Source organism: Saprospira grandis (genome assembly GCF_027594745.1).
In the GTDB taxonomy this organism is placed as follows: Bacteria; Bacteroidota; Bacteroidia; order Chitinophagales; family Saprospiraceae; genus Saprospira; species Saprospira grandis.
Genome location: NZ_CP110854.1, coordinates 2,917,678 through 2,944,131, shown reverse-complemented (window position 1 = coordinate 2,944,131; position 26,454 = coordinate 2,917,678). Strand labels below are relative to the sequence as shown.

The 26,454-nt window shown below is 43.5% G+C and carries 19 protein-coding genes; 14 read left to right on the top strand and 5 right to left on the bottom strand.

Annotated elements, in window-relative coordinates; all coding sequences use genetic code 11:
* Positions 1–478: 478 nt before the first annotated feature.
* From OP864_RS11650 to OP864_RS11610, 9 genes are all read left to right on the top strand, one after another.
* Complete coding sequence (locus tag OP864_RS11650) at positions 479–1,372, top strand: DUF4007 family protein (RefSeq protein WP_270098353.1); 894 nt, start codon at positions 479–481, stop codon at positions 1,370–1,372.
* Between the two features lie 11 nt (positions 1,373–1,383).
* Entirely contained in the window at positions 1,384–4,611 is a 3,228-nt protein-coding gene (locus tag OP864_RS11645) for a hypothetical protein (RefSeq protein WP_270098352.1), read from the top strand.
* Positions 4,604–5,719, top strand: coding sequence for a phosphoadenosine phosphosulfate reductase domain-containing protein (locus OP864_RS11640; protein WP_270098351.1), 1,116 nt, complete (start codon positions 4,604–4,606; stop codon positions 5,717–5,719). Before OP864_RS11645 ends, OP864_RS11640 begins: the two co-directional genes overlap by 8 nt.
* Positions 5,720–5,888: 169 nt before the next feature.
* Complete coding sequence (locus OP864_RS11635) at positions 5,889–8,210, top strand: DUF262 domain-containing protein (protein ID WP_270098350.1); 2,322 nt, start codon at positions 5,889–5,891, stop codon at positions 8,208–8,210.
* 1,213 nt (positions 8,211–9,423) lie between these two features.
* Positions 9,424–9,939, top strand: coding sequence for a hypothetical protein (locus OP864_RS11630; RefSeq protein WP_270098349.1), 516 nt, complete (start codon positions 9,424–9,426; stop codon positions 9,937–9,939).
* Positions 9,940–10,100: 161 nt separating this feature from the next.
* Positions 10,101–10,508: an IS200/IS605 family transposase gene (gene tnpA, locus OP864_RS11625; RefSeq protein ID WP_270098348.1), complete on the top strand. Its 408-nt coding sequence runs from the start codon at positions 10,101–10,103 to the stop codon at positions 10,506–10,508.
* Positions 10,509–11,371: 863 nt separating this feature from the next.
* A complete protein-coding gene (locus tag OP864_RS11620; RefSeq protein WP_270098347.1) occupies positions 11,372–13,618 on the top strand; it encodes a carboxypeptidase-like regulatory domain-containing protein in 2,247 nt (748 codons plus the stop codon).
* Between the two features lie 42 nt (positions 13,619–13,660).
* Positions 13,661–15,925, top strand: coding sequence for an outer membrane peptidoglycan-associated protein (locus OP864_RS11615; protein WP_270098346.1), 2,265 nt, complete (start codon positions 13,661–13,663; stop codon positions 15,923–15,925).
* A 244-nt stretch (positions 15,926–16,169) separates the two neighbouring features.
* A complete protein-coding gene (locus OP864_RS11610) occupies positions 16,170–16,871 on the top strand; it encodes an SDR family oxidoreductase (RefSeq protein WP_270098345.1) in 702 nt (233 codons plus the stop codon).
* A 61-nt stretch (positions 16,872–16,932) separates the two neighbouring features.
* Here OP864_RS11610 and OP864_RS11605 read toward each other — a convergent pair whose 3' ends face one another.
* Genes OP864_RS11605 through OP864_RS11590 form a run of 4 tightly spaced genes read right to left on the bottom strand, consistent with a single transcriptional unit; the run spans position 16,933 to position 20,768 of the window.
* Positions 16,933–17,592 (bottom strand): hypothetical protein, encoded by a 660-nt coding sequence (locus OP864_RS11605; protein ID WP_270098344.1) that lies wholly within the window; start codon positions 17,590–17,592, stop codon positions 16,933–16,935.
* On the bottom strand, positions 17,585–18,688 hold the full coding sequence (locus OP864_RS11600) for a potassium channel family protein (protein WP_270098343.1): 1,104 nt from the start codon (positions 18,686–18,688) through the stop codon (positions 17,585–17,587). Before OP864_RS11600 ends, OP864_RS11605 begins: the two co-directional genes overlap by 8 nt.
* A gap of 49 nt (positions 18,689–18,737) precedes the next feature.
* Complete coding sequence (locus tag OP864_RS11595; RefSeq protein ID WP_015693222.1) at positions 18,738–19,628, bottom strand: 3-hydroxyacyl-CoA dehydrogenase family protein; 891 nt, start codon at positions 19,626–19,628, stop codon at positions 18,738–18,740.
* A 42-nt stretch (positions 19,629–19,670) separates the two neighbouring features.
* Entirely contained in the window at positions 19,671–20,768 is a 1,098-nt protein-coding gene (locus tag OP864_RS11590) for an aminopeptidase (RefSeq protein WP_270098341.1), read from the bottom strand.
* A 320-nt stretch (positions 20,769–21,088) separates the two neighbouring features.
* On the opposite strand from OP864_RS11590, the gene OP864_RS11585 reads away from it, so the two are divergent.
* From OP864_RS11585 to tatC, 3 genes are all read left to right on the top strand, one after another.
* The gene (locus tag OP864_RS11585) at positions 21,089–22,246 is read left to right on the top strand and encodes an OmpA family protein (RefSeq protein ID WP_270098340.1); all 1,158 of its coding nucleotides are present in this window, start codon (positions 21,089–21,091) and stop codon (positions 22,244–22,246) included.
* Positions 22,247–22,306: 60 nt separating this feature from the next.
* Positions 22,307–22,744, top strand: a complete 438-nt coding sequence (locus OP864_RS11580; protein WP_270098339.1) for a hypothetical protein — start codon at positions 22,307–22,309, stop codon at positions 22,742–22,744.
* Between the two features lie 82 nt (positions 22,745–22,826).
* A complete protein-coding gene (tatC, locus tag OP864_RS11575) occupies positions 22,827–23,708 on the top strand; it encodes a twin-arginine translocase subunit TatC (protein ID WP_270098337.1) in 882 nt (293 codons plus the stop codon).
* 48 nt (positions 23,709–23,756) lie between these two features.
* Here tatC and OP864_RS11570 read toward each other — a convergent pair whose 3' ends face one another.
* Entirely contained in the window at positions 23,757–24,230 is a 474-nt protein-coding gene (locus OP864_RS11570; protein WP_270098335.1) for an aminoacyl-tRNA deacylase, read from the bottom strand.
* 137 nt (positions 24,231–24,367) lie between these two features.
* Between OP864_RS11570 and OP864_RS11565 the strand changes: the two genes are divergently transcribed.
* Together OP864_RS11565 and OP864_RS11560 are read left to right on the top strand one after the other, a co-directional pair.
* On the top strand, positions 24,368–25,537 hold the full coding sequence (locus tag OP864_RS11565; RefSeq protein WP_270098334.1) for a GWxTD domain-containing protein: 1,170 nt from the start codon (positions 24,368–24,370) through the stop codon (positions 25,535–25,537).
* A 188-nt stretch (positions 25,538–25,725) separates the two neighbouring features.
* Positions 25,726–26,397 (top strand): metal-dependent transcriptional regulator, encoded by a 672-nt coding sequence (locus tag OP864_RS11560; RefSeq protein ID WP_270098333.1) that lies wholly within the window; start codon positions 25,726–25,728, stop codon positions 26,395–26,397.
* Positions 26,398–26,454 lie beyond the last annotated feature (57 nt).

Genomic DNA, 26,454 nt, shown 5'->3' with positions numbered 1-26,454 from the left:
TAGCCAAATCCTAGCAAGCCAAAGGCTCAAATTTTATTCGGATACATAAAATCCTGAACCGTCCCGCTATTTATAAGCATATACTAGATGCTGTTGTTTTGGGGCGTTACTCCTTTCAGTCGTCGAACTGCAGACTAAAGTCTTTGTTGTCGCTGCGGCTTCGCCTTGCGGCGCTACGTTTCGCAGCTCGCTATTCGCTCGGCCCTTCGGCAGCTTTGCTGCCTTGGTCTGGCCCTGCGGGCCACTGCTGCACATCGCTAGGCCGTTTGGCCTTCGGCCATAAGAAGGAAGGTTCTGCTATTACCCCAAAGAATAAATAGCAGAAGTTCAGCCTTTTGCAAATCGATATCAACAGCTCTAGTCTATGCTTTAGAGAAGTAAACTTAAGGTAGCTTTTAAAACATTTTGTTGTATCGGGCTAAAAAGCTAACTTGCGTTTTTTGATAAATAGACCACTCTGAGTCACAAAAATACAAAGATGTCTAAGCTTCACTTCTCTGGACACAACTCATTTATTTGCAAGCAGTTTTGGCTAAAAAAAGGCTATGACTTTCTAAGAACAGAAGGGAATAACTTCAATTCAGACGAATCTGTTGTCGCACTAGGTATTGGTAAAAATATGGTTGCCGCATTGCGATACTGGTTAATATCCTTTAACATCTATAAACCTGCTGATGAAAAGGATGATGGTGTCACTAGTCTAGGTAACTTCTTATTTCGAGATGGACTTGGAAAAGACCCTTACTTAGAAGATATCAATTCGATATGGCTACTACACTATTTTCTAGTAAAAACTAATTATGCTACGATATACAACCTAGCATTCAATAGTTTTTTCCCTCAGAAGCAAGAGTTCAAAGCCGCTCAGCTCCAAAAATTCATTAAACGCTTTTGTGAGTCAGAAAAGCAGAAAATCTCTCCGAATACACTTAAGCGAGATGTTCAAGTTTTTCTGCAATCTTACCAACCTGCCTCTCAAAAAATTAAAGAAATAGAAGATAGTTTTTCTGGCTTATTACATGAGCTGAACTTACTAACTATAGTGCGATCTGAAGATGGCGAAAAACTATACTCCTTTCAATACACGGATCGTGAAGAGCTAGCAGAAGAAATTGTGCTCTATGTAATTTTGGATATCATGCAAGAAGGAGAAAGTAGTATTTCTTTTAAAAGATTACTTAGTAATCCCAACTCTCCTGCATGGATATTTGGATTAAATGCGGACGGACTTCTGAACAAAATAACTGCTTTAACAAACAAGTACCCAGGCATCACCTACTCTGAAACAGCTGGAAATAGAGTTCTTCAATTTGAAGAAAGCATGTTAACCCCAGAAACAAAGCAAAGCATTTTAGAAGACTACTATAAGTAAATAACTCTGTAATGAACAAATCAAACTTTACGCCTTCGGTCAATCTTGAAAGAGATCATGAGCGCGATATAGACTACTTAGTTAGCCCAAATAGTAGAGCTAGCTTTCAAAAAATATTAACGAACTACGAAAAAGGTGTTCGTGCATTTAGTGTTATTGGTGCTTATGGAAGTGGAAAATCATCTTTTCTCTGGGCAATAGAAAAAACGCTAAATCGGGATGGTGACTACTTTAATATTTTTGGCGATTTTGAATATTTAGAAGGTGTTGAGAGCATCATTATTGTCGGTAATTATTCTTCTTTTCAAGAAGCTTTTGCAGAAGCATTACATCTAGACAAAAGTAGTACTCAAAAAGATATTTTTGATGCCCTCGAAAAGCGCCATAAGCAAGCTAAAAATAAAGGTAGAGGGCTGCTCATTCTTACAGATGAATTTGGCAAATTTCTAGAATATGCAGCTAAAGAAGCGGCAGATGCTGAGCTCTACTTCATTCAGTTACTAGCTGAGTTTGTTTGCAATACAAAGTACTCAATGTTCTGGGTCAACACACTTCATCAAGACTTTAGTGCATACTCTTTTGGACTAAGTAGAGCACAGCAAAATGAATGGGTAAAAGTTAAAGGACGTTTTATAGAAGTTCCATTTAATGAACCTGTTGAGCAACTCCTACTACTTGCAGCAGAAAGATTGGCAAGTAGACAAAAAGCTCCAGTTGACCTAACATCTGTTAAGAAGGTTTTTAGCCTTATTAAGGGGGCAAATGCATTTCCACTAAGAGACTTCTTTAATGAAAAAATAGCTGCGCAGCTCTTTCCTCTAGATATTCTAGCCGCATCTATTATAACAAAGGCTCTTCAGCTCTATGGTCAAAATGAACGCTCTCTATTCTCCTTTATCGCTACTGATGACTACTTAGGGTTAAAAGATTTTGAATCTAATGGAGAGTTCTACAATTTGGCTAATGTCTATGATTACTTAAAGCATAATTATAGCTTACTAAGAAGTAGACACAACCCTCACTATAGTCAATGGGCGGCTATACAAACAGCTTTAGAAAGAGCAGAGGCAGTACTAGACGAAAAGTTTACATCTGCTGCATTTTTGCTAAAAACAATTGGACTACTCAATATTTTTGCATCCAAAGGAGCTCAACTGGATGAGACCTTCTATACAGAATATCTCAATACTACAGCAAAAATAGATAATGGAACAGAGCTACTAGAGTTATTAGAGCAGCATAAAATCATCCGGTTTCAGCGCTATAAAAAATGCTTTGTTCTCTTTGAAGGGACAGACCTAGACATTGACTTAGAGATTGAACAGGCTACAGCAAAAATCAATAAAAACTTTGACCTGCTGAAAGAGTTAAAAGCTTCTTTCAATCTATCTCTTGAATTAGCAAAAGCTGTGTTCTTTGAATTTGGGACTCCTCGTTTCTTTGAATATAAACTTTCAGAAGAACCAATACAAGACTATAAAGGGAGCAAAGAAATAGATGGCTGTATAAATCTTGTTTTTGCAGAAAAACTTACTAAAAAAGCCTTTTTAAGTGCTTCTGCTACAGCTAAGCACGAACCCATACTACATGCCTATTTCAAAAGAACTGCTGAGATCAAATCACTTCTTATTGAGATCAAAAAAATTGAGTACGTAAAACACAATTACCCTGATGATAAGGTTGCCCAAAAAGAGTTGATTAAACTCCTCGCCAATCAAAAAGAGATACTGAACCAACAATTATATAATGCTTTCTACAAAGGAAGCAAAGAAGTGCTATGGGCCTTTCAGGGCAAAGAGATTCAGCTCAAAAATAGTCGCACATTAAACAAACAACTCTCTCTAGTTTGCGAAACTATATATCACGCTACTCCGATCTACAAGAATGAGATGATAAACAAAAGCAAGCTATCATCTTCTATGATTAGAGCTCAGAAGAATCTAATGAGAGCATATACTTCTGAACTAAAAGATCAAAATCTTGGCTTTGCCCCTCAAAGAACCCCTCCTGAAAAGACTATATACTTATCTCTATTAAAGGAAACAGGTATCCTTGAGTGGAAAGAAAACCAGCATATTTTTCAAACGCCTACAGATCAAAGCTTTCATAAGCTATGGACAGCTTCTGATGATTTTCTTGAAACTACAAAAGCTGCAGGAAGAACAGTATATGAGTATATAGAACTTCTAAGCCAACGTCCATTTAAACTCAAAGAAGGATTTATTAAATTTTGGGTGCCGCTTTATCTCTATGCTAAACGTAATGAGTTTGCTCTTTTTGAAGGTGAGGTATATATACCAACAATAACTAATGAGGTACTAGAGGTTCTCATAAAAAATCCTAAGCGCTATAGTATCAAAGCCTTTAAAGTTGACGGCCCAAAACTAGAGCTATTTCAACGGTATAGAAACTTAATAGGTCAAAAAGGACGTCAAGAGTTGACTAATAAGAGCTTTATAGAAACGGTAAAGCCTTTCCTAATCTTCTATAAAGGGCTGCCAGTCTACAGTAAAACTACTAAGCGCTTATCTAACGAAGCCCTTGCAATTCGACAAGCTATTGCTGAAGCAAAGGACCCTGAAAAAGTCTTTTTTGAAGACTTTCCTATGGCCCTGAATTTCAATGACAACCAATTGAAAACAGACCAAGATTTAGATTTGTATATTGATCGGCTCCAAGATGCAATTAAAGAAATTAGACGTGCTTACGATCAGTTACTCAATCGATTTGAGCTATATATTACAGAGCTTTTAGGACAAACTGTAGTTGATTTCACTACATATAAAGATGCCCTCAACACACGTTTTAAAGCTGTAAAAACAGCCCTATTAAATCAAAAACATAAAGTTTTCCTACAACGTCTTCGTTCAGATTTAGATAGAGGAGACTGGTTAAACTCTATAGCACAAGCCTGCGTAGGCTCTACGCTTGAGAAAATAAAGGATCAAGATGAGCCACGACTTTATGAGAAGTTTAAAGAATTAGTAAGTCAACTTGATAATCTAAATGAGCTTAGTGCTGTTGAAGATACTCTAGGTGAAGACGAAGAACTTTTTGCATTTGAACTACATAGCTTAGGCAACGAAAGTAAAAAGAAAACTATTCGCTATCCTAAAAAACGACAAGCAGAGATAAACCAACAAAAACAGCAAATTCAGCTTTTATTGCAATCCACAGATAAAGAGCTTAATATTGCTACATTGACACAAATACTAAAAGAGCTTTTAGAGCATGACTAAAGTACGCCACTTACTTGGTATATCAGGAGGTAAAGATAGCTCTGCACTCGCTATCTACCTAAATGACTTATATCCACAATTAACTATCGAATACTATTCTTGTGATACTGGGAAAGAATTGGAGGAGACCTATACTCTTGTAGATAATCTACAAGCCTACTTGGGAAAAAAAATTGACTTACTACAAGCTGCAGAAAACAGTCATTTAGATCCATTTGATCATTTTCTTCAAGTCTATGGCGGGTTTCTACCTTCATCTGTTACAAGATGGTGTACCAAAAAGCTAAAACTTGATCCATTTGAAAAATTTGTAGGAGATGATTTAGTAATTTCTTACGTAGGTATTCGCGATGACGAAAATAGAGAAGGCTATATTTCTAAGAAGTCTAATATTCAAACGATTTTCCCCTACAGGAAAAACATTTGGTCAGAGGATGTCATCCAAAAGGTTTTGCAGAATAGTACAAAGGATATAATTGCAAAGTTTTATGAAGAGGAAGGAATCCTAGATAGTATAAAGCTAGAACGTGCGCTTAAAATTGTCACAACCAATGTATCACCCGAATTTGATCGAGATAGAAAACTGGATAGCTTATTAAAGGTTAGCATCAAAGCTTTTAATCATGTTGTCTTTCGGTTCATTAAAGAATTTACTAACTACCCATTATCTTACCTAGATAAAGAAGACTTCCCCCTACTTAACAATGAAGACGGTCTTGTTCGAGAAGATGTCTTCAGAATTTTAAGAGAAAGCGGTGTTGGTGTTCCGGCCTACTACGAAAAGCGAGAGTTTGAAGTTGATGGGAAGAAAGGATATTATTCTAGAAGTAGATCAGGCTGCTACTTTTGCTTTTTTCAGCAAAAAATTGAATGGGTCTGGCTCTATGAACAACATCCTCAGCTTTTTGCAAAAGCTATTGAATATGAAAAAGAAGGCTACACTTGGATGCAAGACGAACGACTAGAAGAACTAGCAGCCGAAGAACGCCGAACACAAATAAAACGAGATGCAATAGCTAGAGCTAGCAGACAAAAAAAAGACTCCCCCTATCTACTAGACTTATTAGATGATGCTGAAGGCGAAGGCTGTGCAGCTTGCTTTATTTAAATGAAAAGAGCGATCGAATTATCGATCGCTCTTTTTGTTTTATCTATTGGGTGTAGTCAATAAAAAATATTAGCTTGTAAAGTCTTTAGTTCTGAAGGAGAACTAGGTAGCACAAAAAAAGATCATACTAAAATATAACTTATTTTTTTTAATTGAAAACCTAATCTAGATGTTCCAAATAGATAAAGCATTTAATCCCGAAACTACAAATGTATACAGTTTTTACCAGAAGCCAGGTGTAGGGTTGTACATACCATTGTATCAAAGAGAATATAGCTGGGATAAGGATAATATAAATCAACTTTTAGAGGATGTTTCTCAAGGAATATTTTCAATAACAGAAAACAGGGATGAAATTCGATTTTTAGGGACTGTAATTGCAGTTCAAGTTAGAGATAAACGATCTATTTACCCACTAGATCCTCAAGGGCTACCATCCCTTATTGAAAATATTATTGATGGCCAACAAAGATTATCAACAATAGCGTTATTTTCAACACTTTTGTACCACCAAATATGGCGTTTACAGCAAGGAGTTCCAGACGCCGTGGATCCAGATATAAAAAGTCAGTTGGATGAAGTGTGTGAGTATTGGAAAAATAAGTTGCAGAAGGTATTTTCTCTCGATTTAGAAAGAGGCACTCCTAACCGAAAACCAAAAATAATCAGAGGAAATCAGGACCAGTGGACTAAAGATGGAGATATAGATTCAAACTACCAGTCCGATGTTGCCAATTATTTAGCTAACTTCATAAGTTATATTGATGCTCCAGAAGGTGAGAAGCAACTCCCCAAGTTTAATAAAAAAACTAGAACAGGAAGCAATTTAAGACAAATTGCTCGGTGGCTTGATTCAACAGTTCTGAAAGCACACGAAAAAGAAACCGAAGACTTTATTACTGCATGGGAAATTTTAGATAAGATAGACCAAGACTCAATTTGGCAATATCAAAGAGATGAGCTAACTGCTATTGTCCAGAAAAAAGAAGTAAATAATAAAAAATCTGTAGACTATATTTTATGCTCACTAGTACAACTATTTGCCCTGTCCCATTATTTATTAGAACGTTGTTGTTTCACGATTATTCAGCCAATGAATGAAGACTGGGCTTTTGACATGTTTCAGTCTTTAAATGCTACAGGAACGCCTCTAACAGCTATTGAAACGTTTAAGCCAAGTGTTGTATATGCCGTAGAAAATGATAGTTCTATTGGTCGGTTTCAAGACTCTATTGCAGAAAAAAGCTTTGACAAAATAGATGCTCTTTTTACAGGATCTAAAAGTGCTGCAAGAAAAAATAGCTTGACTAAAGATTTGTTAATTTCACTTGCATTAACTATTGAAGGAAGAAAATTAGGAAGTCATTTTTCACAACAAAGAAAATGGCTCGTAGAGACTTTTACAAAGAGCTGCCGTAACACTAATGAACAATTAGATTTTATCCGATTTTTTGGTAATTATGCCGAATTCTATAAAGATATATGGCTGGAATACACAGGCCTAAATGGAAAATCTATTAACCTCATAGATGATCATCCAGAAGCAGAGCTAATATCACTATATATTCTTTACCTGAAGGAATCTAACCATAAGATGGCTATAACTATTTTAGGTCGTTTTTATGCAGATGTTATAGAAGGAAAAGATCAAGCCGTGGCAAACTTTATAGAAGCAACAAAAATTATTACCCGATTTTATACTTTGTGGCGATCAGCTCAATCAAATGCAGGGCTAGATGTACAGTATCGAAACTTTTTTAAACGACCTGTAAATAAAGATAATGAAGTTTTGACTTCAGAGTCTAACATCTGGCTAGACTCCCCCCAAATTAGCTTAGATAAGCTAAGAGAACATTTTAACAATGCCCTCCATCAAGAGGGAAATAATTTATTAGACAAAAATACCTGGAAGTATAAATCTAGTAGTTACTTGAAATACAACAAGGCTAAATCTATTTGTAAACTAGGGCTATTCATCAGTGCCCATGACACTATTCCCGATGATCAAGCACAAGGAGTAATGAAATCAGCAAAAGCAAATACAGCTGACTATCTAATATTACGAAAATGGATATCAGATGATCTAAAAACAATAGAACATATAGCCCCACAAAAAAACACTTATGGTGCATGGGATCAAGAATTCTATACAGAGGAAGACCTATATCAATCAATAGGTAACCTTACTCTGTTACCAGTTGAAATCAATAGTTCTGTAAGTAATAAAGGGTGGAAGTCTAAATATATATATTTCCAGTTTCTTAGTGAGGTAGATACTGAAAAGCATGAAACTCTTCGAAGTAAAGCAGAACAGTTAGAGGTACCTCTTCAAGATTCAACACTTAAACTATTAATGAATGCTAAATTCAATCACCATATAATGCCAATTGTAGCTGTCGGTGATAATGACAACTGGAGTATCGAAATTGTAAAAAAGAGAACAGAGCGAATTTTAGATTTAATTTGGAGTCATTTCAATGAAACAAAGTAGGCGGTAAACTTTAAGTTAAACCAACTTCAAATAAAGAGCCCTGATTATCTAGTAGATAGTCAGGGCTTTTTCATGCCCCAGCCCAAGGGCTGCCAAACTGGGCTTTAGAGTCTATTTAAAGTTTTGTGCCTGCCCTTTCCTGCGCCTAGGGACAAGCCCCTAGGCTAGCTTTTTTAGACAGCCCTCTAAAGAGGGCCTTTGGATAAGGTTCTTCTCTGCGATAACAACTGAACAAGGCCTTGTATATCAACAGTTGAGGCCCTTGTCAGGGCTGACTCCATTGGATTAGCCTGGGGGCTTGTCCCCAGGCAACTATTGGCCAAATCCTAAGCAGCTAAAGGCCTAAATTTTATTCTAATACACAAAATCCTGAACAGTCCCTGATGAGCTACTCAAAGTCCTTTCTTGAGGCCTGAACTACATTATATAGGTTATGGAACTGCATGAGAGACGTCCTGAACTCCATTACATAGGTTATGGAACCCCATGAGAGACGTCCTGAACTCCAGCAGATAGGTTGTGGAACCCCATGAGGGAAGTCCCGAACTCCAGCAGATAGGTTGTGAAACTGCATGAGGGACGTCCCGAACTCCAGCAGATAGGTTGTGAAACTGCATGAGAGACGTTCCGAACTCCAGCAGATAAGTTGTCGAAGTCCTTTGTTGAGGTCTTGTTAGTCCTTAAAAAGAGTATTAGAACTACATAGCTAGAGTAATGAACCTATGTCATATATAAATGAAGTAGTTGCATGCAGTATTGGGACCTAGAAAATTAGGTAAATAAGCTCAATTACGATCTAACAGACCTCAAAAAAGGAGTCTAGGTAGCTAAGGCTTGAAGTAAAGGACCGCAGCAATGCACTTTATAAGCTCTAAATTAAGAGTTAGGACCTCGCTGTCTAGCTACTGAACGATACGCAAGTATTTATAAGACCTATCCTTTAAGGTTCAGAAGCACTAAAACTACCTTCCAAGACGAGGTTTTAGACCTTATACAAGCCCAAAAACTAACTAAAACGTTAAAATAGATGCTTTTTTAAGGTAAATACGTAAATAAATTTAGTTATAACTTGCATTTATAAAAAGTTACCTCTACATTTATAACTATAACAACACAGATAAACAAAAGGCAGGAGTTCCCCTATAGCTTTTAAGCTATGATTGCTCTACCTAATCTCTGCTGTTTATTTTCATTACTTAAACCTTTTTTAGTTATGGCTAAAAACAATATGATTAGCATTGAATTGCTAGCGACTGCTATTCAGCAGATTAACGGCGCTTTTGACCTAATTGATCAGCTTCTAGATGGCAAGGTCATTAACCTCAGCCCCAGCGACCGTCAACGTTATGGAAGCATCAATGAGCAGAACAAGCTCTTTATCCTCAAAGCACACAGCTTTTATCAAGCAAAGGGGCAATTGCTTCCTAGCTACTTTGATCGAGTGGAGTACGAAAAAGACTTTAATGCTCGTCAGGTTTTTGAGAATCTAGAAGGTCGCACCAATGAGCTCTATGAAAAGCTTCGCGATACTCGCACCCTACTTGATTATGACTCTATGCGCTTTTCTTCTCAGATGTATAAGCAGGCAAAGAACATGAGCGAATCTGGCGTACCTGGTGTTGATTTTTGGGTAGCCGAAATGGCCCAGTTCTTCAAGCGTAGCCGCATCAACCTAGAGGCCATGGCCGAAGAAGAAGATGTGGATAATACTGCAGAACAAGAGGATTAGGATTGTTGGAAAATGGAAAAGGCATAAAGCCTTTAATTAGTAGCCGAGGAATACCCCTTGGCTACTTTTTTATCATCCCTATTGGCCAGCCAGTTAACTTACAGGTCATTTAGGTAGCATAATTAGGGTCGGAAATTCTCTAAAAGAAAAGTCAACAACATATGCCCATTGACTATATCTACATTCATATTGTTTGGTCCACCAAAAACAGAGATGACGTTTTTAGCCCTGAAGGCATGGTCAAAATGTCTAAAATTATAGATAATGTTGCGACCAAAAATAAAATCTTTCTTCTAGCAGTAAATGGCTATAAAGACCATATACACTGTCTTGTCCAGCTAAAAAGGTCACAATCTTTAAGCTCAATTATAAAGCAACTCAAAGGCAGCAGTAGCTTTATCTACAATAAATCAGTAGCCAATGAACAAAAAATTAAATGGCAACGAGGTGCTTTTAGTGAAAGCATTCAGCCTAAAGCTGTAGAGAAAGTCATAAACTATATTCGTTATCAAGAACATATTCATCGAAATAGAGAATTTAAGTTCTTAGATTTTAAACGTTGGGGATGATAATACCTCTGAGTTGAAACATTCCACCCCAAAAACAATATCTGCTTGTTAAGAATTGTCAGACCTGTGGGTTGAAACCCACAGCAACAAAGGATCTTTAGAACATCCTGCTGCTGAGCGGAAGGTTGAAACCTTCCGCCCAGAACAATATCTGCTTGTTAGGAGCCGAGGGTTTTAACCCTGGGCTCCTTTTTCATCATCCCTATTGGCCACCCACTTGCTGTAGGTTTTAACCTACAGGTCCTTTAAAATGAACACTTTAGACATTAAACATGATAATACCTCTGAGTTGAAACATTCCGCCCCAAAAACAATATCTGTTTGTTAAGAATTGTCAGACCTGTGGGTTAAAACCCACAGCAACAAAGGACCTTTAGAACATCCTGCTGCTGAGCGGAAGGTTGAAACCTTCCGCCCAGAATGATATCTTTTTACTCCTCTACATCTACACCCCTAGGGCCAAGCCCCAAAGCCATAAGTAGCAGGCGGCAAAGCCGCCATGGCCGAAGGCCAAACGGCCCAGCGCTGCGGCGGGGTGGCCGAAGGCCAGACCAAAGGCGAAACGAAGTGAAGCCTGAAGGGCCGAGCAGACCTGCGAGCCCCAAAGCATAGCGGCGGCCGACCTAGCCAAAGGCTAGCCGGCCGCGGGCCCCAAATCCACTCACTATAAGGACCTAAAGGCCTCATCAAAAGACAAAAAAAGCGATTCTAAACTATAGGGGCAGTGCTCATTCTGATTAAAAGCTGTATTTTTGTAAGCAGCAAAATTCTGCTTGAGGAAATAATTAGCCCCCAAAAAAAGTTTGATTAAAGTGCCAGTTAGGAATTTCTTTTGCTAAAAGGCGCGCTAAAAGGTGTAAATAATGATACTACGAACCACTTCTATTTTTTTGCTTCTATTGTGTTTGGGATGGGGGAGTTTGTCTGCACAGACAAATTGGAAAGACCTAAAGAAAGAAGCCGAGGCCGCAGCGGCCGACAGAGACTTTGCCTTGGCCGGCATCCGTTATGGACAAGCTTTTGAGCTTAAGCGCAGCCAATTGGACCTGGCCTATTTGGCTGGAGACTATTTTTTGAAGGCCAGAGATTATTCCCAGGCCCTAAAGTATTTGGTCATTGCCAAGGCCGAAGACAAAAAAGATTATGAATTGGTGGGGATGAAATATGCCTTGGCCCTAAAGCAAACTGGAGAGTATAAACAGGCAGAATCGGCATTTCGACAGTTTATTGGACAATATGATGGTCCCCAAGCCGATTATTGGAAGGAGCGGGCTAGCCATGAAATTGATGGCTGCCAGTTTGGGATCAAGGCCGCAGAACAAGCCAAAGAGCTGCCCCTACAGCTGTTGTCTAGCCAAATCAATGGAGAAAAGAATGAGTTTGCCCCCATCTGGTTAAATGGACAGCTTTATTTTAGCTCGAGTAGAGACCGCAAAACAGTGCTTTATAGCAGTGAAAAAACAGGCGATATAGATAGCTGGAGCAAGGCCGCCCCCTTTGCAGGCAATGCCAAGATCAATGGCGACTTTGCCGGGGGAAGCTTTACCGCAGATGGCCGCCGCTTCTATTTTTCGATGAAAAATAAGAAGGGAAAATATGCCATCTATCTGCTGGTGCAGGAAAGTGGGCGCTGGTCCAACCCCATTCCGCTGCCCATTTATATCAATGGAAGCGACTATAATAGTAGCTACCCCTTTGTGGTCGAGCAAGATGGGAAAGAAATCCTATACTTTGCCTCGGATCGTCCGGGTAGCAAGGGCGGTTATGACATCTGGCGGTCGATTCGACAGGCAGAAAGCAAGTCCTTCAACTTCTCTTTGCCCCAAAACCTAGGGCCAAATATTAACACCTTTGCCGATGAATTGAGTCCCTACTATTCGGAAAAAGACCAGGCGCTATACTTTAGCTCTAATGGGCATTTGAGTGCGGGCGGTCTAGACCTTTTCAAGGCCCAATCTACGGGCAAGGGTTGGGAGCTGGCCCAAAACCTGGGCTTCCCCATCAACTCCCCCGCCGATGAACTCTATTATACAGAAGGGGCCAAAGGGAGTTTCTTTGTATCTAACCGCAGCATAGAAGGACAAACCGCCCCAGCCAATGAAAACATCTACTATCTGGGAGCGGCTAAAAATATCGAGCTCAAAGTGGAGGGAATTATCTATGCCGAGAACGACCCCAAAAAGACGCCAATTGAAGGCGTACAGCTACAGCTTTTTGAGCAAACCGCAGGCAATGAAGAACTGGTTTATAGTGCCAAACTTACTGCTCAGGGCTATAGCATCAGCCTAGACGCCAACAAGCGCTATTTGGTCCTACTCACCGCAGAAGGCTATCAAACCGCTAGTTTTGAGCTGGCCACCCTAGATATTAAGCGATCGGAGACGCAGAACAACCCCATTGCCTTGCGGCCTGCAGAAGTAGTGGCCCAAAATCCACCCAAAGAATTTAAGAGCCCATTCTTTGCCATTGTTCCTCAAGAATATATTGGAGAAGAAAAAGCCTTTAAATTGCCCAAGCGAGCAGAAGATCCTCAAACGGGCAAGGCTTATCCGGCAGGCAGTACCGAGGCAGAGCTCTATGAACGAGTGGCTAAAATTGCCGCCCGCTCGCCCTCCAATAAAGTCTATTGGGCCAAAAACAACCTCTTGCCACTGATGGAAGAGGAAGAGCCTATTGTGGCCAATACGCCCCCTAAAGAAGAGCCCAAAGAAGCCCTCCCCAGCAATAATAAAAAGCTAGGCAAAGGCCTACATAAACACTATGACGAAAGCCAAGAAGATGCAGCCGAAGAAGGTGTTTCTTATGTCATTCAGGTCTCTGCCGTGCGCCGATACAAGGCCGCTAAATACGAAGAGCTACAAGAAGGCCCCTTGGGCGACTATGCCCTAAGCTTTGAGACCATCGAGCTCAATATTACTCGGGTATTGGTGGTGCCGCCGGGCCGCAATATAGACGGCAGCATTGGCTTTAAAAAGAAAACGGAAGCACTAAACATCTTATATCATATTATCAACTCTACTCAATTTACCAAAGCCTTTGTCGTTGAATATAAAGATGGCGAACGCGTAGGTAAGGGCTTTAGAGGCCTGAGCCAAGATGATGAAATCTAAATGGGCCTAAGCTGTCAATAGAACTAACCACGACTAATCAGAATGAAACGAACAAATTACCTTTTACTCTCTCTCGGATTACTACTCCTTCCATTTATGCTTGATGCTCAAAGAGCTCCGCAGAAAAGCTGGAAAAAGCTAAAGCGAGAAGCTGCAGAATTTGAAAAGCTGGGCGATCATAGTCGAGCAGCGCTCTACTATGAATCTGCCTATACGCAAAAGAGCTCTAAACCAGAATTGCTCTATATGGCTGGGGTTTGCTATCTCAAGGTCCGCGATTATGCCAATGCCGTAAAATGCTTGGCCGATGTAAAGGATAAGAATAATGAGAAAAACTATGATAAGCCCGGCTACCAATATGCCCTAGCCCTAAAGCAAACGGGGCAATATCAGGCTGCCAAAGATGCCTTTAATGAATTTTTGAAGGTCTATAAAGGTAGCGATCAGGCAGAGATGCAGGCTAAAATTACTACCGAAATTCAAGGCTGTAACTTTGCCCTCAAGGCGCAGGAGTATACCAACCCCAATATTTCGCTCAATCACTTGGCCCTCAATATCAACACGGAGAAAACCGAGTTTGCGCCCATCCCCTTTAGCAATAATGTGCTTTATTTCTCTTCTTCTATTAGTGGGGTCTCTAAGATTTACCGCAGCCAAAAAACAGGCGAAGATAGCTGGAGCAGCCGACAGGTCCCTACCCTATTTGCAGGCAAAATGGAAAAGCCCCATTATGGAAATGGTAGCTTTTCGGCCGATGGCAAACGCTTTTATTTTACCGAATGTGATTTTGTGAAAGCCGGAGAACTACAGTGCATGATCTATATCATGTCGCAAAATGAGGATGGCAGCTGGGCCAATCCCAAAGCCCTAGCCGATTACATCAATGCTCCCGAAAGCAATACCACTCACCCCTTTGTGATCACCAAAGAGGATAAGGAAATTCTCTACTTTGCCTCTGACCGAGAAGGCGGAAAAGGCGGCCTCGACCTTTGGTATGCCAGCCGAGATCTAAAGGATAAGGAGGCCAAATTCTCTTTGCCCAAAAACCTAGGCCCCAATATCAATACCGCAGGCGATGAAATTACGCCCTTCTATCACTTCCCCTCACAAACGCTCTACTTTTCTACCAATGGCAGAATTAGCGCAGGGGGCTTTGATATCTTTAAGTCTAAGGGCGAAATGCTCAAATGGGAGGTGGCCCAAAATGTAGGCTTCCCCCTCAACTCGGCAGCCGACGACCTCTATTTTATCATCAATGAAGCCCATAAAGGGGGCTATTTGGTCTCTAACCGCACCTTTGACCCTCATAAAGTGACCACCACCAATGATGATATTTTCCATTTTGGCCAAGAAGGAAGCCGCTTCTTCCTATCGGGTAAAATTATGGGTGAGGGCAAAGATGGGCCCCTAGAAGATGTGAATATCAAACTCTTTGAGGTCATTGATGGCAATGAGGAACTCATTAGCGACAAAATGCTGGCCGTAGGCGAGTATAAGTTTGACCTCAAAACCAAAAAAGAATACCTCTTTGAAATTAGCGCAGAGGGCTACCCCAAACTCCTCAAAACTCTCTCTACAGAGGATACCCAACCCAATGAAAAGAAACAACGCAACTTCGTTTTGCCTAAGGCTAAGGTAGCCGCCGTTCCAGAAATCACTCCCGAAGCCCCCCAAATAGAGGCCCGCTTTATTGTGGTTCCCGAGGAGTTCTCAGACCGAGACATGGCCTACCTCCTACCCGATGAAGTGCCCCTAAATGAAAGCACTGGCGATCCCTATGCTGAGGATAGCGAGGTCTATGACCTCTTCATCAAAGCCCAAGAAGTAGCCAAACTCTCTATGACCGGAGAGGTCTACTGGCAAGATGAGGTCCTCGTCCCTTATATGAGCGAGACCACCGCCAAGACCGAGCCCGAAGAAACGCCCGAAGAAGCAGGTATTTTTGAGCTCTATGCCCCCACCCCCGAAGCCGAAGAAGGCGTGGCCTACCAAATCCAAGTGGCCGCCGTTCGTAAATATCGCGCCTACCGCTTCGAGGAACTGCAAGAGGGCCCGCTACTCGATTATCGCCTGGGCTTCGAGCCCATCGATGGCGGCATTACCCGAGTCATGATTCTGCCCCTAGAAAGTAATGCAGACGGCTCCGAAGGCTTCAAAACCAAGTCAGAAGCCCTCAATGTGCTCTCTTATATTCTGGACCATAGCCGCTTCAAAACGGCTTTTGTGGGCCGCTACGAAAATGGAGAACGGGTCGGAGAAGGCTTCCGTGGCCTAGATGAAGATGCCGGACTTATTGATAAGAATTAAGCCCTAAGCAGTCGATTTTTTCGGCTGCTTTTTTTATGCGCGCTCAACTTTTTTTTGTTCTGCTGTTATATTGATTTGGGGCCTCCGCAGCAAAGCTGCGGCGCTACGTTTCAGGGCTCGCTATTCGCTCGGCCCTTCGCCAGCAAGCTGGCTCGGTCTGGCCTTCGGCCACCCTTTCACATCGCTAGGCCTGCGGGCCTTCGGCCCTGTAGAACGCCAATAATCACCATTATAAAATTAGAATATGCAACTCCAAAATGCAAAAGTAGTCGTTACGGGCGGAAGCTCGGGAATCGGAAAAGCCACGGCTCAACTACTCATTGAGAAAGGGGCCAAGGTCCTCATCACAGGCCGCAATGCCGAAAAGCTCGAACAAGTGGCCCAAGAAATTGGCGCTACAGCCCTCGCCCTAGACATGGCCGATAGCGAGCAGTTTACTGCAGCCGCTCAAAAGGTCCAAGATCTTATGGGCGCCCCCATTGATGTCCTCATCAATAATGCGGGCATCGGAGAATTTGCCCCCTTGGGCGAGCTCAGCCTAGAGCAGTTCCAAAAGGTCTATATGACCAATGTCTTCGGCCTTAGCTTACTCACCCAAGCCTTTTTGCCTCAACTCAAGGCCCAAAAGGGCAATATTGTTAATATTGCTTCTACTGCTGGCCTCAAAGGCTTTGCCACAGGCTCTATCTATGCTTCTTCTAAATTTGCCCTTCGTGGACTCACCCAATGCTGGCAGGCCGAACTCCGCCCCCACAATATTCGGGTGCAGTTGGTCAACCCCTCAGAGGTCACTACGGCCTTTAACCAAAAAGATCGGGTCGAGCGAACAGAAGAGGCCAAAAAGCTCCGCAGCCAAGAGATTGCTCACGCCATTGCCTCTGCCCTAGAAATGGACGACCGCGGCTTTATTCCAGAACTCACCGTCTGGGCCACCAACCCCTTTTAATCGGGGCCGCAGCGCAAAAAGGGAGCAACAGCTTAGGCTGTTGCTCCCTTTTTGCTTTCCGCTATAACCGTCGAAGCAAATGATAGAGTGGAAAAACGCTCAATAATAACAAGCCCTCTAAACATGGGCGAATCAGGGCCAGTATAAAGGCAAAGAACAGGCCCAGAGCATGGGCCCATAAAGGCGGGCGCTTAGGCATCGGCTGCCGAAAAGGAGAAAGCGAGGCTAACTGAGGATAATGGGCCATAAAATCGGCCTCATAGGCATAAGGTAAGCGCTCCAAAGGATGTTCTCGATAAGCTAGATAGGCCGCTTTGCGCCAGCCCTCCCTAAACAGTAAGTTGAAAAACTGGGCCATAAAATGCCCAAAATAATAGCCCATAAACGGCCTAAAAAAACCAAAGCCCCAATGCTTGCGGGCCAACAAAACATATTGCTGGGCATGGCAGAGCTCATGCACAATAGTGGCCAAATTATTCAGGCTCAAAGGCCCTTCGGGCTTATCCATATACAGCCTAATTTTTTTGCGGCTAAAACTATGCGGCAAGGCCACCCCCACGGCAAAGCTCCCCAGCATAAACCAAGGCAGCTGCTCGTATAGCTCAATTTTGGCCCCTTGCAGCTCAGGGAAAAGCTGCTCAAGCAGTTGCTCCTCCGCTTGAGTCAGTTGAAGAGGCCTAGGAAACAGCCCTTCATACAACAAAATGACCCAGCTACGCAAGTGGACGATGTTTGGGATGCATGACTACCCGCTCAAAGGTTTCTACCTGCTCCTCATCGCCCAAAATAACGAGGCTCATGCCTTTGACAATAGCCGTATCTGGTCCAGGGTTAATAATATACTTACCATTGGCCAAGCGGGCCCCAATGATATTTACCCCAGTTTGGGAGCGCAGATTCAGGTCTCTAATCTGTTTATCTTTAAACTCTGGCCGCAAATCTTTATAATCCACCTCTTTAAAGCTCATAGAGACATCATTGCCCAAATTGGACAAGAGGTTGAGAAACTCCACCATTCGGGGCTGATAAATAAGGGTGGCCATATAAAAGCCTCCAATCACCTCTGATAAAACGGCATAATCGGCTCCAGCGCGCAAGAGTTTTCGCTCTACCGAATGGTTAGAGGCCCGGGCAATCACTCGGACCAACTTATTTAGTTCTCGGGCAGTAAGTACCGTATATACATTTAAGGCATCATCGCCAAAAGTGACCACAATAGACATGGCATGCTCAATGCCGGCATCCAAAAGAGTTTGGTCCATAGCCGCATCGCCCTCAATAAAGGCATAGCCGCCTTTGCGGAGCTCCTCCACCTTTTCCTCATCGCTTTCAATAATCACATAGGGCAACTTATTTTTGGTCAGCTCCTGAGAAATCTCCCGACCGTGTCGCCCAAAGCCACAAATAATCGTGTGGTTATGCAAAGATTGTATTTTCTGATACATACGATAATCTTTCATGAATTTCCGCAGGTCCCCTTCAATAATAAAAGAAGAAAGGACCGAAATAGCATAGGCAAAAATTCCGATATTGAAAATAATGATGAAAGAGGTAAACAGGCGCCCATTAAAAGAAAGCGGCTGAATCTCGCCATAGCCCACCGTCGATAAAGTAATGATGGTCATATAAAACGCATCGGAAAGGCTATAATTATCAATAAACATAAAGCCCACGACCCCAATAAGGACCGTAAGGACCAGTAAGCCTGCAGCCAAAGCAATATTGCGCAGGTACTTACTCACTCGCTGATAATGCTGTTGAGAAGTAGAGCGAGTTTTATTTTTATGTTTTCTAACCTTAAATTTATTCGTGAGCATGGCAAGAGGAAAAGAGGCAGTGGGCAAGCCCACTGCCTAAGGAAATAGTCTATTTCTTAAAGAAGGGAGCCACTTCTTTATCTTTGCTGCCGGGCGTATAGCGGTAGAAACCTTCGCCTGTTTTGGCGCCTAGTTTACCTGCCGTGACCATATTGACCAGTAAGGGGCAGGGAGCATATTTATCTTGGCCAAAGCCATCATAGAGGACATTGAGAATAGACAAACAAACATCTAGTCCAATAAAGTCGGCTAGTTGTAAGGGGCCCATAGGGTGCGCCATGCCCAACTTCATTACGGTATCAATTTCTTCTACACCAGCTACCGACTCATAAAGGCTATAAATGGCCTCGTTAATCATCGGCATGAGGATACGGTTAGCAATAAAGCCGGGATAATCATTCACTTCTACAGGGACCTTCTTTAGGTTTTTAGAAAGCTCCATAATGGTATTTAGGGTCTCATCAGAGGTGGCATATCCACGGATGACCTCGACCAGTTTCATGACGGGTACGGGGTTCATAAAGTGCATACCGATGACCAATTCGGGGCGGCTAGTCACGGCGGCGATCTTTGTAATAGAAATAGAAGAGGTATTTGTGGCCAAGATACAGCCTTCGGGAGCGGCCTCATCCATTTGCTTAAAGATCTTGAGTTTGAGATCTACATTTTCTGTAGCGGCCTCTACGATTAGGTCGGCATTGGCTGCGGCCTTAGTGAGGTCAGCGCCGGGAGTAATATTAGCGAGTGTAGCTGTTTTGCCTGCCTCGTCAATTTTCTCTTTGCGCAGCATGCGGTCCAAATTCTTTTCGATGGTCGCCATAGCTTTGCTTAGTGCTTGTTCAGATACATCTACCAATTGGACCTTATAGCCCTGCATGGCAAAAACGTGGGCAATTCCATTCCCCATAGTTCCTGCACCTATCACAACAACATTTTTCATTTGAATACTTTATTTAGTTCTGTTAAACTGATTTTTAATTATTTAGCCTAATAAAAACTGGCCAGAGTCATAAATCTTCTCGCCATCGGCCCAGATTTCTCCGCCATTTTTCATTTCAGCGATCATATCCCAATGGATAGCTGATTGATTTTTGCCCCCACACTGCATATAGGTTTGTCCTACGGCCATATGTACCGTTCCGCCAATCTTCTCATCGAAGAGAATATTTTTGACGGGGCGTTGAATATCTCGGTTGGTGCCGATAGCGGCCTCGCCAAAGCGGCGGGCGCCGGGGATTTCAAAGATTTGGTCCAGTAGTTTTTGGCCTTTTTTGGCCTCCCAACGTTGAATTTCTCCAGCTTTGACCCAAAGCGTAATCCCTTCAACCTCTTGGCCTTGAAAAATGGAGGGATAAGCGAAATGGATTTGGCCCTCTACGGAATCTTCTACGGGGGCGGTATAGACCTCTCCGGAAGGCATATTTGTTTTTCCGTCGGAGTTGATCCATTTGCGGCCAGCTGTACTAAACTGAATATCGATTCCTTCGCCTTTATAGTGAATTTGGCTACAAGCATTGAGGTGGTCCACAATGCCTTGCTGCTCTCTGCTTAGGGCCTCCCAAGCGGCTTTGGGGTCTGCTGCATCTAGGCGGCAGGCGGTATAGATAAAGTCGGTATATTCATCTAGGCTCAGGCCAGCATTTTGGGCATGGGCCATAGTGGGATATTCGCAAAGGCTGCGTTTTAGGCGCAGGTCGGCGGTTCGTTCGCTATATAATTTGCGATAAGGCGCATGCGCTAGGGCTCTGAGTTTTTGTTTATCGCCATTGGGGCTATAGCAGAGTTGGCCATAGAAGGGCGCTCTAATATAGAGATAGCATTCAAACTCCTGCATAGCCTGTGCATAGATAGGGTCAATAGCTTGCAGTTGGGGCGCTTCGCCGTATTGGTTGAGCAGGCGGCCTTGTTCTCTAAAGCTAAGGCTAACATAAGGAATGCCTCCGGCTTTGAGCACCTCGGCATAAACCTCGCGGACTAAATCTTCGGCCAGAGTGGTAGAAGCGATATATACTCTTTCGCCGGGCTGTACACTTAGGGAGTAACCGACCAAGAGTTTTGCATATTTTTTCAGGTAGTTCATAGCTTTGTTTTGACTTTGACCAAAGTTAATTTTTTTTGAGGAAAATACGGCTTTTTTTCCCTTTTGGGCCTGCTTCTTTATGGCTTAGAGCTTGTATTTACTGCGGTTTTGCAGGGCCGAAGGCCCGCAGGCTGAGCTGCCGAAGCAGGGCCGCCGCAGGCGGCAGACCAAAGCCCGCAGGGCTGCAGGGCCGAGCGAATAGCGAGCTGCGAAGTGGAGCGACCCGCCCGCAGGGCGGGGCAGCCCCAAAATATCGAACATCTTCAAGGCATATTCGGTCTGCTTCTGTATCTTTGGGGCTATAAAAAGCAGAAAATCAGATGAAATACAACTTTAGTCTTTTGTTTTTGGTCCTTTTTGGCAGTTTGCAGGCGCAGGTATTACAAAATATAGTGCGCAATCCTAGTTTTGAGCAATATCGGCAGCAGTACCCTAAAGACCTGGGGCAGATCAGTTTATCGACCTATTGGGGGGGCGCTAATTTGGCGGGGGCCGACTACTACCATGAGCGATCGGAGGGTAGTAATGTAGCGGTGCCTCGGAACAAAATGGGGCGGACCAAGGCCAAGACGGGTCGGGGATATGCGGGAGTATATGCCTATACTAGTCGCTATAGTAAAAGAGATTATCGGGAATATGTTCAGGTCAAGCTCAAGCATCCGCTTAAGCGGGGCGAGACCTATTGCATCAAGGCGCAGCTCTATTTGGCCGAGGCCTCTAATCGGGCATTGGGGGCATTTGGGGCTGGGGCCAGTCGTTTTCCGATGGAGCAGGAAGACGAGGCTGTTTTGCAGAATGTAAAATTCACTTATTTATTCAATCAGGACCGTTCGCCCTTGGACCAGCGGCAGTGGGTAGAAGTGCAGGGAGACTATGTAGCAGAGGGGGGAGAAAACTTCTTGATTTTGGGGAATTTTCAGGATGATCGTTCGACCAAAGTGACAGGAGCGATAGAAGTGGATTCTTTTCGCAATCCGCATGTAGACTTTGCCTACTACTTTATAGATGATGTTTGTTTGACCAGTCAGAAGTCGAACTTTACATGTAATTGTGGGAGTTTTGAGATGCTCAATACGCAGCGGCGGGAAAAAATTGTTTTGGATGTTCGTTTGAACCGCAAAGAATACCGCCTCAATCAGGTAGATATTTTGGAGCAGGTTCAATTTGAGCGGGGCAATGCGATATTTTTGGAGGGGGCCAAAGAAGAGTTGGATAATTTGGCCAAGATCATGGAGATGAACCCCAGCTACGAAATTGAGATATCGGGGCACACCAGCAACAAAGGGGATCCCAGAGAAAATCATTTTTTGTCGAAGAAGCGGGCCAAGGCCGTATATGACTATTTGGTGGCCTCTGGGGTGCATCGCAGTCGCTTAAAATATCGGGGATATGGACAGGCGCGGCCCATTGCCTTGAATGATAGTTCGGCGGGTCGGGCGAAAAATGAGCGCATTCAAATTAAGCTGCTGAAAAAGTAGGCTATTTTTTGTAAGTTTGTGGCTTGAAATTATTCCAATCTTTAGAAAGAAGTTTACATCATGCGTAGAAACAACATGGATGATCCCCGCCTAAGAGAGGCGGCTATTCAGAAGCCGATTGAAGCGATTCGTCAAATGTACTTGGACCAAAATGGCTTTAGCGAGCCCATGGTCGATAAAATGAAGGCGCTTCGTCAAATGTACATTGAGTTAGAGCAGCCTACCTTGGTTAAGTCTGTTCGCTTAGTTTATGAATATGCCGAATCGAAAGATTGGACATTCAGCCTAGCGGCTTGGGAGGAAGAGAATGATATCTCTAGCCTAGAGTACTATCTAGACCTTTTGACCAACCCGGGCAATAAATACAACCGCGAAGAGATTCGCGAGCTCAACGACTACCTCAAAGCGACCTTAAAAGGGGAAGAGGTAGAGTTTCGTCCTGGCGCCGATGATGAAGAAGAGGAGGAAGCCACTGAAGAAAATACAGAAGAAGCCTAAACCTTTTTGGCCCAAGGGAGTCTTCTCCCTTGGGACTCTTTTTTCTTTAGGGGGTAGATTTGCCCCTGCTAACTACTAATTCATGGCCTTACTTTCTTTCATCAAGCGAAGGGCCCAGCGCCAACAAGAACAAGATGGCGAAGGGGCCGAAATGAGCTTTGTCGAGCATTTGGATGAGCTGCGGATGCACCTCATTCGCGCCTTTATCGGCATTAGTGCGGCGGCTATTGTGATGTTCTTTGCCACCGAGCTGGTCTTTAAATATGTCATTTTTGGTCCGCTAGACCCCAACTTTATTACCTATAAGTTATTTTGTGGCATCTCGGAACAGCTAGGGACCAAAGCTCTTTGCTACACGCCAGTTAACCCCGAGCTACAAACCTTTGATATGGGGGAAGCCTTTTTGCTCCACATCAAAGTCTGCTTAATTGGGGGATTGATTGTCTCTTTTCCTTATGTGCTTTATGAGTTCTGGAAATTTGTTCGTCCGGGCCTCTATAATAGCGAGGTGAGCGCCACTCGTGGCGTAGTGGGCGTGGGGAGTTTGCTCTTTTTGTTGGGGGTAGCTTTTGGCTACTTCATTTTATCGCCTTTTGCGATCAACTTTTTGGTGGGCTATCAGCTGCCTATGGTCAATGAGGGGCAAAGCATTATTAAGGCCAAGTCTTTTGTGAACTATATGATTATGTTCACCTTGCCTGCTGGCCTTATTTTCGAACTACCTATTATTGTGTATTATTTGGCCCGTATGGGGATTGTCACCGCTGCGGGAATGCGGCAATATCGTCGGCATTCTATTATTGGGATTCTTTTGCTTTCGGCAATGATTACGCCCCCAGATGTCATGACGCAAATTATTGTTTCTATTCCCGTTTACATTCTCTATGAGCTAAGCATTAACATTGCGAAAAAGCAAGAGAAAAAACGAAAAGAAGAATTGGGCATGCTTGAAGATCAGGCCTAAATGACAAAAGGGCAATCGGAGAATTCCGATTGCCCTTTTTCTATGGCCCTAGGCCTTAGAAAGCCGCAAGACTTCTATTTGCAAGAGCTCCTTAAGGGCCAAGGGGGAGAGTTCTAGCAAAATGCCTCTTTTGCCTGCATTGATGGCAAATAGGGGCAAATCTAGCGCCCTTTGGTCCATATAAATGGGTATAGGCTGCTTGAGGCCCAAGGGACTACAGCCTCCACGGATGTAGCCTGTTTTAGCTTGTAGCTGAGCTTGAGGTAAAAGCTCTAGTTGCTTAATGCCCAAACTTTTTTTGAGCCCTTTGAGGTCCAATTGCCGATCGCCAGGCACCAAAGCCATTAAGAGCTGCTTATTGCTGCCCTGCAGGACCAAACTTTTGTAAATCTGGGCCAAGGGCAATCCATTTTCTTCGGCAATTTTGGCCACATCTAGGTTCTCGCTATCGTACTGATATAAAATGCTTTTATAGGGAATTTTTGCCGCTGCTAATAGCCGCATGGCATTGGTCTTTTTCATTAGTTTTACTTTTTTTATTTGATGGGCTAAAGCCAAAATAGCACAAAAAGTTCAAATCGATGGCTTAGGCAAAAAGGCCAAAGCAGCAGCAAACACAGAGATATTTCTTAATTTTGATAGACAACAAATTCACAAATATGCGCCTCTCTCCCATTCTTTTTCTTCTCATTTTTGGTCTACAAGCCTGCGCCCCCAGCCATTATAGTCCCTTCTATAAACTAGAGTATCAGCAGTATGATAAAGCGATGGTTTTACGGACCGACTGCATCCAAAAAGGGCAGCATTTTTATCTGCGCTGGGAGCACCCAAAAAGCAACTACATCCTTGATGTTCAAGTCTATCCACATCAGAGCAAAGAGACGCTTTTGTATCATGAGGTCCTCGATTTTCAGGCCGTGGAGTTGGGGCAGGCCCAAAGCCTAAAGTTAGGCGATTTTAAGGTGGGGGGCCAGCCATTGGTCCTCAAACTACAAATTGCTTCGCCCCAAAAGAAGCTGCTGAGCACCCAACTGTTCTACCTCAATGGTCCAGAGCGACAAATTGGCCAAGAGATTTATCTAGAACATAGCGATGGCCGCCCCTTTCTGGGCAGCTACGCCAAAGCGGAGGAGGTCCTGCAATTGGCTAGCGCCGCCGACTCTATACAGCTTTTTTGTATCGATTTTTTTCCCAAGTCTCAAGCCCCCGCCCCTCCCCCATACAGCGATAATAGCGGCATCTTTTTGGGCCAAAACCAACGCCCAAAAGCCCGATTTTGGGTCAAAAAAGGCCAAGAGCTACGCCTCAGCCAAGAGGGGCTCTACTGGATTCGGAGCGATAGCAACGCCAGCCAGGGCATTTATCTCAACTACTTTGGCGAGGATTTCCCCAAAATTAACCGCATCAAAGACCTTATTCTCGGTAGCCGATATATCACGAAAAATATAGAGTATAACAAAATGAATGAGGCCGAAAATCCCAAAAAGGCCCTAGACGAATTTTGGCTGGCCCGAAGCCGAAAAGAAGCCGTGGCCCGAAAACTCATCAAAAGCTATTATGGCCGCATGGAGTACGCCAACCAGAGCTTTAGCAGCTATAAAGAAGGCTGGAAAACGGATAGAGGAATAATTTATACTATCTTTGGGCCGCCACAACTTATTCGACAAACCAATAAGGAATTGCACTGGTACTATGGCAGCAGCCGCGGCCGCTACCCCGTCCATTTTACCTTTAGTGCCTATGAGGGCCAATGGATACTCCAACGCAGCAGCCAATACCGCAGCGCCTGGAATGCCGAAGTCCTCAACTGGCGAAATGCCATACAATAGTGCCTAAAGGAGGAGCAGAAGTGTTTTTTTTAGGGGCTTCCCCTTCGCTTCGCTCCGGGTCGGGCTGTGCACTGTCTCGCTGTTCGCTCGGCCCTTCGGCGGCAAAGCCGCCTCGGTCTGGCCTGACGGCCAACAGTTACCATCCCTAAGCCAGCGGGCTGCGCCCGCTTCTAGACGCTACAAAATCTATGAATGAGCTAGACCTCTCCATCACAGAAGAAAACTACCTAAAGGCCATCTATAAATTGGCCGACCTAGCCCCTGGGCCAGTATCTACCAACGCCATTGCTCAGGAGGTGCAGATTTCTGCCGCCTCGGTCAGCGATATGCTCCGCCGCCTATCTGAAAAAGAGCTAATTGTTTATGAAAAATATAAGGGGGTCCGCCTCAACCCCCAAGGCAAGCAGCAGGCCTTGGCCCTTATCCGAAAGCACCGCCTTTGGGAAACCTTTTTGGTAGAAAAACTAGACTTTAGCTGGGATGAGGTCCACCCTCTAGCCGAACAGCTCGAGCATATTCGCTCTATAGAATTGGTGGACCGCCTAGATGCTTTTTTGGGCCACCCAAAAGTAGACCCACATGGCGACCCCATTCCAGATGCAGAGGGCAATTTTCATGTGCTAGAGCATATCATTTTGGCCGAGCTAAAAGAAGGGCAATGCGCTCGCATTGTGGGCGTAAAAGAGGATGATGCCGACTTTCTCCGCTATTTAGAAGAATTGGGCCTACAGCTGGGCGTAGAGCTACAGCTCATTAAGCACTTTAGCTTTGATGGCAGCTTGCTGGTCCAGAAAAAAGATGGCCCACAACTACAACTGAGCAAAAAATTGGGGCAGCACCTTTTTGTTCGCCTTTGCTAAAGTTGGAACTTTGCCGAAGGCAAAAAAGTTATGCCCCCGAAATCAAGAAAAAGGCTT

Excerpts from the sequence above, each read along its gene's own strand:
- OP864_RS11650 (WP_270098353.1), top strand. The coding sequence starts at position 479 with ATGTCTAAGCTTCACTTCTCTGGACACAACTCATTTATTTGCAAGCAG.
- OP864_RS11645 (WP_270098352.1), top strand. The coding sequence starts at position 1,384 with ATGAACAAATCAAACTTTACGCCTTCGGTCAATCTTGAAAGAGATCAT.
- OP864_RS11640 (WP_270098351.1), top strand. The coding sequence starts at position 4,604 with ATGACTAAAGTACGCCACTTACTTGGTATATCAGGAGGTAAAGATAGC.
- OP864_RS11635 (WP_270098350.1), top strand. The coding sequence starts at position 5,889 with ATGTTCCAAATAGATAAAGCATTTAATCCCGAAACTACAAATGTATAC.
- OP864_RS11630 (WP_270098349.1), top strand. The coding sequence starts at position 9,424 with ATGGCTAAAAACAATATGATTAGCATTGAATTGCTAGCGACTGCTATT.
- tnpA (WP_270098348.1), top strand. The coding sequence starts at position 10,101 with ATGCCCATTGACTATATCTACATTCATATTGTTTGGTCCACCAAAAAC.
- OP864_RS11620 (WP_270098347.1), top strand. The coding sequence starts at position 11,372 with ATGATACTACGAACCACTTCTATTTTTTTGCTTCTATTGTGTTTGGGA.
- OP864_RS11615 (WP_270098346.1), top strand. The coding sequence starts at position 13,661 with ATGAAACGAACAAATTACCTTTTACTCTCTCTCGGATTACTACTCCTT.
- OP864_RS11610 (WP_270098345.1), top strand. The coding sequence starts at position 16,170 with ATGCAACTCCAAAATGCAAAAGTAGTCGTTACGGGCGGAAGCTCGGGA.
- OP864_RS11600 (WP_270098343.1), bottom strand. The coding sequence starts at position 18,688 with ATGCTCACGAATAAATTTAAGGTTAGAAAACATAAAAATAAAACTCGC.
- OP864_RS11595 (WP_015693222.1), bottom strand. The coding sequence starts at position 19,628 with ATGAAAAATGTTGTTGTGATAGGTGCAGGAACTATGGGGAATGGAATT.
- OP864_RS11590 (WP_270098341.1), bottom strand. The coding sequence starts at position 20,768 with ATGAACTACCTGAAAAAATATGCAAAACTCTTGGTCGGTTACTCCCTA.
- OP864_RS11585 (WP_270098340.1), top strand. The coding sequence starts at position 21,089 with ATGAAATACAACTTTAGTCTTTTGTTTTTGGTCCTTTTTGGCAGTTTG.
- OP864_RS11580 (WP_270098339.1), top strand. The coding sequence starts at position 22,307 with ATGCGTAGAAACAACATGGATGATCCCCGCCTAAGAGAGGCGGCTATT.
- tatC (WP_270098337.1), top strand. The coding sequence starts at position 22,827 with ATGGCCTTACTTTCTTTCATCAAGCGAAGGGCCCAGCGCCAACAAGAA.
- OP864_RS11570 (WP_270098335.1), bottom strand. The coding sequence starts at position 24,230 with ATGAAAAAGACCAATGCCATGCGGCTATTAGCAGCGGCAAAAATTCCC.
- OP864_RS11565 (WP_270098334.1), top strand. The coding sequence starts at position 24,368 with ATGCGCCTCTCTCCCATTCTTTTTCTTCTCATTTTTGGTCTACAAGCC.
- OP864_RS11560 (WP_270098333.1), top strand. The coding sequence starts at position 25,726 with ATGAATGAGCTAGACCTCTCCATCACAGAAGAAAACTACCTAAAGGCC.